Source organism: Micromonospora sp. NBC_01412 (assembly GCF_045040215.1).
GTDB classification, from domain to species: domain Bacteria; phylum Actinomycetota; class Actinomycetes; order Mycobacteriales; family Micromonosporaceae; genus Micromonospora; species Micromonospora rubida.
Genome location: NZ_CP109528.1, coordinates 6470833 through 6482597 on the forward strand (window position 1 = coordinate 6470833; position 11765 = coordinate 6482597).

Consider the following 11765-nt stretch of genomic DNA (forward strand, 5'->3'; position numbering starts at 1 on the left):
CTCGTGTCTGACATCGCCATCATCGGCATGGCCGGCCGGTTTCCCCGTTCCGGCGGCGTCGCCGAGTTCTGGGAGAACATCCGTACCGGCGTGGAGTGCGTGACCTTCGGCTCGGCGGGTGATCTGGAGGCCGAGGGCATCGATCCGGAGGTGCTGCGGGACCCGACGTTCGTCCCGGCCGGTGGCCGGATGGACGGCATCGAGATGTTCGACGCCGCCGCCTTCGGCATCAGCCCGCGGGAGGCCACCACGATGGACCCGCAGCACCGGCTGTTCCTGGAGACGGCGTGGGAGGCGCTCGACAACGCCGGCTACGACCCGGACCGCTACCCCGGGCCGATCGGCGTGTACGGCGGCATCAACATGAACACCTATCTGGCCTTCAAGCTGCGCTCCGACGTGCCGATCGCCGAGGCCACCGGCCGGATCGGCGACATCATCACCAACGACAAGGACTACGCCACCTCCCGGGTGTCCTACAAGCTGGGCCTGCGGGGACCGAGCATCACCGTGCAGACCGCCTGCTCCACGTCGTTGACGGCGATCGCGCTGGCCTGCGAGAGCCTGCACACCCAGCAGTGCGACATGGCCCTGGCGGGCGGATCCTCCGTCACCCTGCCGCAGGTGGGCTACTTCTACCGCGAGGACGGCATCGCCTCGCCGGACGGGCACTGCCGGTCCTTCGACGCGCGCGCCGAGGGCACCCTCTTCGGCAGCGCCGTCGGGATCGTGCTGCTGAAGCGGCTGGACGACGCGCTCGCCGACGGTGACCACATCCACGCCGTCATCCGAGGCACCGCGATCAACAACGACGGGTCGGACAAGGTCGGCTACACCGCGCCGTCGGTCGACGGGCAGTCCGCCGTGGTGGCCGAGGCGTTGGCCATCGCCGACGTGCCGGCCGAGTCGATCGGTTACCTGGAGTGTCACGGCACGGCCACCCCGCTCGGGGACGCCGTGGAGATCGCCGCGCTCCGGCAGGTCTTCGAGGCGGAGACGGACGAGCGGGGCTTCTGCGCGCTCGGCACGCTCAAGGCCAACATGGGGCACCTCGTCTCCGCGGCCGGGGTAGCGGCGCTGATCAAGGCCGCGCTCGTGGTCCGGCACGGTGAGCTTCCGCCCAACGTCAACTTCGAGGAACCGCACCCCAACCTCGGGATCGAGGACAGCCCGTTCACCCTCTCCCCGGTCGCCCGACCGTGGCCGGCCACGAGCCATCCCCGCCGGGCCGGGGTGAGCTCGTTCGGCATCGGCGGCACGAACGTGCATGTCGTGGTCGAGGAGCCGCCGCCCGCCGCCGAACGCGCGCCCGGGGCGGCTTCCAGCTACCTGCTGCCGTTGTCGGCCCGGACCGAGGCGGAACTGGAGCGTGCCGGCTCCGGCCTCGCCGCGGCCCTGACCGGCGAGGCCGGGGAGCACCGCCTGGCGGACATCGCCTTCACCCTGCAGAACGGCCGTCGGGAGCTGGCCCACCGCCGGGTGGTGATCGGGCGCGACCATGCCGACGTGACGGCCGTCCTCAGCGGCGCCGATCCCGCCCGGATGCTCACCGGGGTCGCCGCCGACCAGCCGAAGCGGGTGGCGTTCCTGTTCGCCGGAGGCGGCACGCAGTACCCGAACATGGCCCGCGAGCTGTACCGCCTCGTGCCGGGCTTCCGGGCCCGTTTCGACGAGTGCGCCGAGGCGTTCCTCGGCCGGACGGGCACCGACTTCCGCGAGGTGCTCTTCGTCGAGCCGGCCGGCGAGGCCGACGCCGGCCGGGCGCTGCACCGCACCGTGTACATGTTGCCGGCGCTCTTCTCCACGCAGTACGCCCTGGCCCGGCTCTGGATGGACCTGGGGGTCCAGCCGACCGCGATGCTCGGGCACAGCCTCGGCGAGTACGTCGCGGCGACCCTGTCGGGAGTGATCTCCCTGGACGACGCGGTGCACATCGTGGCCACCCGGGGACAGCTGATCGATCGGAGCCTCAGCGACGCCGGGATGGCCATCGTCGAGCTGTCCGAGGCGGAACTCGGTCCGCTGCTCGGCCCGCACGTGCAGATCGCCGCAGTCAACGGGGTGTCGCTGAGCACGGTGACCGGCCCGGTGGCCGCCATCGACGAACTGGAGACCCGGCTGACCGAACGCGGGGTCACCGTACGACGCCTGCGGCTCAACGCGCTGTCGCACTCACCGGCGGTCGAGCCGATCCTGCCGGAGTTCGCCCGCGCCCTGGAGCCGGTGCGGCTGAACCCGCCGACGATTCCGTACCTGTCCAACGTGACCGGGGACTGGATCGACGCCGAGCAGGCCACCGACCCGGACTACTTCGTGCGGCATCTGCGGCAGACGGTGCGGTTCGCCGACGGTGTCGGCCGGGTCCTGGCCGATTCCGACACGGTGGTGCTGGACCTCTCCCCGGGCGGGGGCATGGCCAGCCTGGTCCGCCAGCATCCGGAGTGCGAACGGACCCGGCTGGTGCTCAGCTGCGTCCGGCGGGCCACCGACAGCGCGACCTCGGACCTCGCGGCGCTGCACCTGGCGGTGGGCCGGCTGTGGCTGGCCGGCGCGCCGATCGACTGGACGGCGTTGCACGAGGGCGACCGGCCGCACCGGGTGCCCCTGCCGACGTACCCCTTCACCCGCAAGCGGCACTGGCCGGACGCCGCGACCGGCGCGCGGGCGGGCAGCGCGGCGCTGTACGTGCCCACCTGGCGGCGGGCCCCGGCGACGACCGGCGGCCCCGCCGAGGGACAGGCGTGGCTGGTGGCCGGCGCCGACGAGGACCTCGCCCGGGCGGTCACCGACGCGGTGGCCGAGCGGGGCGGCAAGGCCGTCGTCGTGGGCGCGACCGACGTCGAGGCCGAACTGGACCGGCTCGGTGACTTCACCGGCCTGCTGTGGCTGATGGAGCCCGACGGCACCCCGGAGGCGTTGCGGCGGCTCCGCGACGTCCTGGTCGCGGTCGGGTCCCGCCCCGAGTCCGACGCGCTGCGGGTCGTCGTCGCCACCCGCGCCGCCGAGCACGTGCTCGGCGGCGAACAGGGTGCCCCGGCCGATCACGCCGTGATCCCCGTGCTGGGCTCCGCCGCCGCCGAGTTCACCGAGTTCGGCTGGGAGGTGGTCGACCTGCCACCCGACCGCGCCGAGACCGACGCCCGGCAGCTCGCCGCGGCGCTGGCCGGTGGCACCGCCGGCGGGGTCACCGCCGTGCGCGGCGGATACCGGTGGATCCGGGCGTTCGACCGGCTGCCGCTGCCCGCGCCGGACCAGGGCCTGCGGCCCGACGGCAGTTACCTGCTCACCGGCGAGTGGTGCCCGTCGGCCCGGGCCGTGGCCACGGCGCTGGCCGACCAGGTCGCCCGGCTGGTCCTGGCCTGCCGGACCGCGGACGGGGGACAGCCCTCGGAGAGCGACCTCGCGGTGGTGCGGGGACGGCGCGCCGAGGTGGTGGTCCGTGAGTTGGACCTGGACGACGTGGAGAGCGTGCAGAGCCTGGCGGTGGGTGACGACGGCCGCCCGGTCGATGGGATCATCCACCTGCTCGGTGACCCGGGCCGGCGGCGCGGGCTGGAGGACTCCGGCCCGCTGGTGGCGGTGGTGGAACAGGTCCTGGCCGAGCTGACCGCTCTCGATCTCGCCGCCGAGGCGGCGGGGGTGGACTCCTGCGTCCTGCTCGGCTCGTTGCCGGGCTGGCTGGGCGGGCCGGGACTCTCGGTGCCGGGTGTGCGGACGGCGGTGGCCGGCGCGGTGGCTTCCGCGCAGTGGTCGGCGGGTGTCGGCCGGTGGGTCATGCTCGCGATCGAGGCGCCGGCCGGCGGGGGACAGCCGTCGGGCGGGGTGGGCGGTCCGGACACCGTACGGGCCATCGCCGCCGCACTGGCGCAGCGTCCCGGTCCCGAGCTGGCCGTCTGCGCCGTCGACCCGGGGCAACTGCTGCGCGGCCCGCGCGACGAGGAGGAGGCCCCGACCGACGCCGAGTCCCTCGGGGACAGCGCGCTGATCGACCGCGCCCGAGCCAACATCGCCACCCCGTACGAGGAGCCGCGCAACGAGCTCGAGAAGCTGATCGTGGGCCACTGGGAGCAGACCCTGGGATACGCGCCGATCGGGATCCACGACAACTTCTTCGACCTGGGGGGCGACTCGCTCAGCGCCACCCGGCTCGCCGCCCGGTTGCGCGAGGACCTGCCGGTACGACCGCCGCTCAAGCAGATCTTCGAACGGCCCACGGTCAGCGCGCTCGCCGAACTCATCGACGAGCTGCTGCTGCAGAAGGTCGCCGCGATGTCCGAGGAAGAAGCCCAGCGGCTTCTCGACGAGGGCTGACCCCACCCCCCGACACGGCCGGGGTCCCCGCCCCACCAGAGGAAGCGAGTCGATCATGCAGGTCAAGCCCGGTGACGTGAGCGTCGACGCGCTCTCGGACGCCAAGCGGGCGTTGCTCGAACGCCTGCGGGGCAAGGCCGGGGTCGAACGGCCCGCTCCGGCGACGCGGGCGACGCCGGTCACCGCCGCGACCCGTCCCGACCCCGGTCGGGCACCCGCCCTGCCATCGCAGCAGCGCATCTGGTTCGTCGAGCAGCTCGTGCCGGGCACGTCGGCGTACCACATCCCGTTCGTCCTCGACGTCGACGGCGAGCTGGATCCGGAGCTGCTGGGCCGTGGACTGACCGCGGTGGCCGACCGGCACGAGCCGCTGCGCACCACGTTCACCTTCGCCGACGGGCAGCTCCAGCAGATCGTCCGGGACCGCGTCGAGATCACGGTGGCGGTGCAGGACCTGCCCGCCGACACCGCCGAGGCGGAGATCGACCGGATCGCCGCCGAGGAGATCCGCCGGCCGTTCGCCATCGACCGCGACGTGCTGGTACGCGCCCGGCTGATCCGCCGCGCCGGCCGGCGGCAGGTCCTCGTGGTGACCCTGCACCACCTGGTGGGTGACGGCTGGTCCAAGGGGGTGCTGCTGCGCGAGCTGGCGGCCTGGTACGAGGCGACCGAGGCCGGTGAGGCGCCGCAGTTGCCCGCACTGCCTGTCAGTTACGGCGACCACGCCTGGCAGGTGCGCCAACGCGGGGCCGTCGAGCTGCCCGACTACTGGCGCGAGCGGTTCGCCACCGCTCCCGAGCCGCTCGCCGGGCTGCCGGCCGACCGCCCCCGACCGGCTGAGCAGACGCTGCGCGGCGCGCGTCACTGGTTCCAGATCCCGGCGGATCTGTACGAACGCCTTCACACGCTGAGCCGGCGGCACCACGCCACGCCGTTCATGACGCTGCTCGCCGGCTTCTACGCGTTGCTGTACCGCTACGGCGGTCAGTCCGATCTGACCATCGGCACCCCGGTGGCGGGGCGGGAACGCAGCGAGCTGGAAGCGCTCGTCGGCTGCTTCATCAACACGCTGGTGTTGCGTACCGAGGTCGACGGCGACGCCAGCTTCGGCGATCTCATCGCGGCGGTCCGCGACACGGCGCTGGGCGCCTTCGGCGACCCGGACGTCACGTTCGAGCAGCTCATCGACCACGTCGACCCTGATCAGGACCTGAGCCGCAACGCCCTGTTCCAGGTGATGTTCGTGCTGGAGAACACGCCGACCCCGGCGATGCGGATCGGGCGGGCGGAACTGACCGTCCGCGAGGTGGAGCACGCCGCCGCCCAGTTCGACCTGATGCTCTACCTGCTGCCGTCCGCCGATGGTGGGCTGGTCGGCTTCTTCGAGTACGCCACCGACCTCTTCGACGCGCCGACCGTCGCCCGGATGAGCGGGCACCTGCTCACCCTGCTCGACGGGGCCGCCGACGCCCCGCAGTCCCCGGTCAGCGAGCTGCCGGTGCTCGGCGCGGACGAGCGGACCCGGTTGTCCGCGGCGAGCGTCGGCCCGGTACGCGACTACCAGGCGCCGCAGCGGCTGCACGAACTCATCGAGGAGCAGGTGCGTCGCACGCCGGACGCACCCGCCGTCTCCGCCGGTTCCGAGACACTGACCTACCGGGAGCTCAACGGCCGCGCCAACCGGCTCGCCCGGGTGTTGCGGGCCCGGGGTGTCTGGCACGAGTCCCTGGTGGCGGTGCGCATGTCGCGCTCGATCGAGCTGTCGGTGACCCTGCTGGCGGTACTCAAGGCCGGCGGGGCGTACCTGCCCCTGGACCCCTCGTACCCGCAGCCGCGGCTGGCCGCCATCGAGGCCGAGGCGCGGCCGGACCTGGTCCTGCGGGCCGGCGACATCGACCAGGACGAGCTGGCCGCCCACCCGGACGACGATCTCGCCCCGGTCGGCGGGGGCTCGGCCGCGGCGTACGTCATCTACACCTCGGGATCCACCGGCACCCCGAAGGGGGTGGTGGTGGAGCACGCGGCGATCGTCAACCGGCTCTGCTGGGCCCAGGAGACGTACCGGCTGGACGGCACCGACCGGGTGCTGCAGAAGACGCCCATCGGCTTCGACGTCTCGGTGTGGGAACTGTTCTGGCCGCTGCTGAGCGGCGCCGAGCTGATCCACGCCGAGCCGGACGGCCACCGCGATCCCGAGTACCTGGCCCGGGTGATCCAGCAGCGGGGGATCACCACGGTGCACTTCGTGCCGTCGATGCTCCGGGCGTTCCTGGCCGTACCGGACGTCTCCGCGTGCGGGAGCCTGCGCCGGGTCATCTGCAGCGGCGAGGAACTGACCACCGACCTGCAACGGCGGTGCGCCGAGCTGCTCGACGCCGAACTGCACAACCTGTACGGGCCCACCGAGGCCGCGGTCGACGTCTCGGCGTGGCACTGCCCGCCGGAGCCCGACGGACCGTCGGTGCCGATCGGCCGGCCGGTGGCGAACGTCCAGCTGTACGTGCTGGACACGCACCGGCGGCCGACGCCGTTCGGGGTGCCGGGGGAACTGTGGATCGGCGGCGTGCAGGTCGCCCGTGGCTACCTGCACCGACCGGAGCTGACCGCGGAGCGCTTCGTCGAGTGCGCAGTGCCGGGCCTGTCCGGCGGGCGGCTCTACCGTACCGGGGACCGGGCTCGGCTCCGGGCAGACGGCGCGGTCGAGTTCCTCGGCCGGACCGACCGGCAGGTGAAGATCCGTGGCCACCGCATCGAGCTGGGCGAGGTCGAGGCGGCGCTGCGGACCCACCCGCGGGTCGAGTCCGCGGTCGCGGTGATCCGCGGCGCGGCCGGCGGGAACACCCGCCTGGTCGGCTACCTGACCGCGGCCGGGTCGCCGCCGCCGGAGCCGGCCGAGCTGCGCCAGTACCTCATCGAGCGGCTGCCCGAGGCGATGGTCCCGGCGGCGTTCGTGTTGCTCGACGAGCTGCCACTGGGCCCGAACGGCAAGGTCGATCAGGCCGCGTTGCCGGAGGCGGACGGGTCCAGCCTGGCCACCGACGCCGAGCGGGTGGCCCCGTCCGGCCCGGTCGAGGAGCGGCTGGCCGCGCTGTGGCGTACGGTGCTCGGCGTCCAGGACATCGGCGCGCGGGACAACTTCTTCGCGTTGGGCGGCGACTCGATCCTGTCCGTGCAGGTGGTGATGGCCGCGCGGGAGGCCGGGCTGCACCTGGAACCCAGACACCTGTTCGCCCACCCGACGATCGCCGAACTGGCCGAGGTGGTCGGCTCCGCGCCCGCGGCGACGCCGCCCGCTCCGACGGATCCGGTGGACCTGCTGGACGACGAGGCACGCGAACTGGCCGGCCGGCCGGGCATCGCCGGGGTGTACCCGCTGCTGACCGTGCAGGAGCACATGTTCGAGATGTTCCAGGCCGGCGACGAACCGGGGATCTACGACATCCAGCGGGTGTTCCCGCTGGAGGGCGACATCGACGTCGAGTTGTTCGCGCTGGCCTGGCGGGACCTCGTGCGCCGGCATCCGATCCTGCGCGCCGCGATCGCCTGGGAAGGACTGGCCCGTCCGTGGCTCGTGGTGCACGGGGACAACGATGCACACATCGAGGTGCGCGACGTCCGGGAGCTGGACCCGGCGGCGCGGGAGGCGCGGATCACGGAGCTGTTCGAGCGGCACCGGCGCTCCCGGCTCGACCTGACCGTGCCCCGTCCCGCCTCGGTGACGCTCTTCCGGTTCGGCGACCGCGACTACCGCTTCGCGTTGACCTTCAACTACATGTTCCTCGACGGCTGGAGCCTGGCGATCGTCTTCCGGGAGCTGGTGATCTGCTACCTCGCCCGGTGCGGCGGGGAGCAGGCTCAGCTCGACGAACCACCGACCCTGCCCGAGTACCTCGCCGCGGTGCGGGCCGGCGCGCCGGGCGACGAGGAGTCGTTCTGGCGGCGGTGGCTGGGCGGTGCGCGGATGCCCACCGCCATCGTCGGCGGCGCTCCGGGCCGTCCGCCGCGCGCCGGCGACGCGTACCCGCGCCAGCACCGGGTGTTCAGCGTCGAACTGACCAGGGCGTTGGACGAGCTGGCCCGACAGCACCACGTCACGGTCAACACCCTGGTCCAGGCGGCCTGGGGGCTGCTGCTGAGCCGCTACCGGGGCACCTCCGACGTGGTCTTCGGGGTGACCTCCAGCGGCCGGCCGGCTGGCATGCCCGGCGTGGGCCTGATCGCGGGACCGTTCATCAACACGCTGCCCACCAGGCTGCGGATCGAGCGTGGACGCGCACTGGGCGACTGGTTGCGTGAGGTCCAGGTGGCGCAGAAGGAGGTGCTGCCGTACGAGCGGACCCCGCAGCGGGTGATCCGCGCGGCCCTCGGTCTGCCGTCGGGCAGCCCGCTGTACGACCACTACCTGGTCTTCCAGAATCTCGGCGCGTTGATGGACGTGGGGGGAACCGAGCAGATCCGGATCGTCCCCACCCTGCCCAGCTTCTACACCAAGACCGAGGTGCCGCTGCGCATCGACGTCTTCCCCGGTGAGCAGCTCACCCTGTTCATGTCCTACTACGAGCGGCACCTCAGTGCCAACGCTGTGTCGGTGATGCTCGACGACTGGACGCGGGTCCTGGAGCGGATGGTCGCTGAGCCGCAGACCACGGTCGCCGCGCTGGCCGACGCGGTGCCGGTACCGTCGCGACGGCCCGCACGCGCGGAGTCGCTGCTGAGCCGCCTGACGCCGGTCAAGCGGCCCCGGGTCCGGCTGGTCTGCTTCCCGCACGGCGGCGGCAACCGGATGGCGTACCGGCCGTGGGCCGGCCAGCTGCCGGCCGACGTGGAGCTGTGCGCGGTCCGCCTGCCGGGACGCGACGGCCGGGTCGACGAGCCTCTGCTGAGTCACACCGTCGGGATGGCAGCCGAGATCGCCGAGGCGATCGCGCACGAGGACGACGGCACCCCGCTGGTCTTCTTCGGGCACAGCATGGGCGCGTTCGTGAGCCTGGAGACCACCCGCGCGCTGCGCTGGCGTGGCCTGGCCGGACCCGGGCACCTGGTCATCTCCGGCAACCGGGGACCGCACTTCCCGCGCCGGCAGGCGCCCATCCGGAACCTGGCCAAGGCGGAGTTCTTCGCCCACATCAGCGGCTACGGGGGCACCCCGCCCGAGGTCCTCCAGGACGAGGAACTGCTCGACCTGGTGCTGCCGGTGATGCGCAGCGACTTCAACGCGGTGGAGACCTACCTGTGCGCCCCCGAACCGCCGCTGCCCATCCCGATGACCGTGCTCAGCGGCGACCAGGACGACATCACCCAGGAGGAGCTGCACGGCTGGCAGCGGCACACCGCGTTCCCGATGCGGCTGCGGATGCTGCCCGGCGACCACTTCTACCTGGTGCCCGGCCAGGAGCAGGTGCTCGACGAGGTGCGTCGCGCGCTGGACCTGGTGGCGCCGGTCGCCGGGCGGCGGCGGTGACCACCGGTGGCCCGGCGGGCGGCGGCGCGGCGGCGCCCGTGCTGACCGACGCCCGTTACCGCTACGACGAGCGCGATGTGATTCTGTACGCGTTGGGCTGTGGTGCCCGCGACGACGAGTTGCACCTGCTCTGCGAGCTGGTCGGCGGGCTGCGGGTGCTGCCCACGTTCGCCACCGTGCCGATGGGCCGGGCGGTGATCGACGCGGTGGAGCGGCTCGGGGTCGACCCCCGCACCGTCCTGCACGTCGCCCAGAGCCTGCGCTGCCGGGCGCCGCTGCCGGCGGAGGGTGCCGAGCTGAGCACCACCGTCACCGTCGACGGCCGCGACGAGCAGGACCGGGACGTCCTGCTGCGGTTGCGGACCACGGTGTGTGACAGCCGGGGCGTGCCTCTCGCCGACGGGGTGTCCACCCTGCTCTGCCGGGAAGCCGGCGGCCCCGGGGCGGAGCGGGCGACGAGCGCCGTCCCGCCGGCCGTGGCGGGATCACCGGGCTGGCGCGGCGAGGTGGTGACCGCCCCCACCCAGGCGCTGCTGTTCCGGCTCAACGGTGATCGCAACCCGGCCCACGTGCTGCCCGACGCGGCGGCCCGCGTCGGTTACCCCCGGCCGTTGCTGCACGGGCTCTGCGTCTACGGCGCTGCCGCCCTGATGGTCGTACGGCACGCCTGCGGCGGTGATCCGGGGAGGCTGACCGGCCTGGACGTGCGGTTCAGCGGGGCCGCGTACCCCGGGGACACCCTCGTGGGCGAGGGCTGGCCGCTCGATCCGCAGCGGCACGGGGTACGCGTCCGCCGAGCCGCGGACGGACGTCCGGTCCTTACCCATGGACAGGCTCGGCTGGCACCGGCCAGCCCGGTCGCTGGCCCGCTCGATGAGGAGATCTGGTTATGAACGACGGTCGTCAGACCATTGGGGTACTGGGCGCCTACGGGCACGTGGGCCGCAACGTGGTGCGGGAGCTGGCCCGGTACGGCGGCTACGAGTTGCTGCTGGGCGGTCGCGACCCGGAACGCCTGGCCGAGCTAGCCGCGGGGGTGGACGGCAGCCCCGCCACCCAGGTGGTCGACGTGTTCGACCAGACGTCGGTGGCCGACTTCGCCCAGCGGTGCGCTGTGCTGGTGAACTGCAGCCGGTACAGTGACGCGTTCGCCCAGGCCGTGCTGGACAGCGGCTGCCACCTGGTCGACACCACCGCCTTCCGCGCGGAACGCTGGCAGGAGCAGGAGAGCGCGCTGCGGGACAAGGGCATCCGGTGGATCACGTACACCGGATGGCTGCCCGGCCTGCCGGACATCGTGGTCCGCTACCTGGAGACGGTGGGGGCCGCGCGGCTCGGCCCGGTCGCCTCGGTCGAGGTCTACGCGTACGACTGCAACGAATACCTCGGCTACGGCCTGCTCGACCTGGTCGGCGGCATCTTCTACGGCCCCGGGGTGCTCGACGCGGTACAGCGGGTCACCCGACGCCGGCGGCCGACGCCGACGCCGCCGAGTGCGGACATGTCGATCCGGCCGGAGGACCGCAAACGGTCCAAGCCCCGGCTGCGGTTCGCCGAACTGCCCGCGCCGGTCGGCCGCAAACTCGTCATGTCCGACAGCGCCGACCACAACCGCGAGGTCTTCCTGGCCTACGACGCGGAACTGCTCATCCCGGTGGTGCGGTCCTTCTGGCACGGCACCACCAAGGGCGAACAGTGGCTGGCCGACCGGGTGGTCGGCCCGGCCTTCCGGCGGCGGGTGCGGCGCCGGGGCGTCGCGCAGGTGCTGCGGGGGCGGGTCCACGCCGAGAACGGCCAGCAGCTCCAGGTCGACCTCGTCGAGACCCGCCGGGACGGGTACTGGCTGTCCGGGGTCATTCCGGCGACCGCGGCGCGACTGGTCGTCGAGGACAAGGTCGCCGCCGCCGGCATCGCGACCCTGGACAAGATGGCGGACCCGCTGCTGCTGGCCGACGAACTGGCCTCCGTCGGCGTCGACTACCGGGTCGGGTGA

At 73.2% G+C, this 11765-nt stretch carries 4 protein-coding genes; all 4 read left to right on the forward strand.

Going from position 1 to position 11765, the window contains the following annotated elements; translation table 11 throughout:
* Window positions 1-3: 3 nt before the first annotated feature.
* From OG617_RS28330 to OG617_RS28345, 4 genes are read left to right on the forward strand one after another with little or no spacing between them, the layout of a single operon-like run.
* Window positions 4-4311, forward strand: a complete 4308-nt coding sequence (locus tag OG617_RS28330; protein WP_405095978.1) for a type I polyketide synthase — start codon at window positions 4-6, stop codon at window positions 4309-4311.
* A gap of 55 nt (window positions 4312-4366) precedes the next feature.
* Complete coding sequence (locus OG617_RS28335) at window positions 4367-9772, forward strand: amino acid adenylation domain-containing protein (RefSeq protein ID WP_405095979.1); 5406 nt, start codon at window positions 4367-4369, stop codon at window positions 9770-9772.
* A complete protein-coding gene (locus OG617_RS28340; protein ID WP_405095980.1) occupies window positions 9769-10665 on the forward strand; it encodes a MaoC/PaaZ C-terminal domain-containing protein in 897 nt (298 codons plus the stop codon). The genes OG617_RS28335 and OG617_RS28340 overlap by 4 nt, the downstream gene beginning before the upstream one ends.
* A complete protein-coding gene (locus tag OG617_RS28345) occupies window positions 10662-11765 on the forward strand; it encodes a saccharopine dehydrogenase NADP-binding domain-containing protein (RefSeq protein WP_405095981.1) in 1104 nt (367 codons plus the stop codon). Before OG617_RS28340 ends, OG617_RS28345 begins: the two co-directional genes overlap by 4 nt.

Bases quoted from the DNA above. Each gene is read 5' to 3' on its own strand.
- OG617_RS28335 (WP_405095979.1), top strand. From the start codon at position 4,367: ATGCAGGTCAAGCCCGGTGACGTGAGCGTCGACGCGCTCTCGGACGCC.
- OG617_RS28345 (WP_405095981.1), top strand. From the start codon at position 10,662: ATGAACGACGGTCGTCAGACCATTGGGGTACTGGGCGCCTACGGGCAC.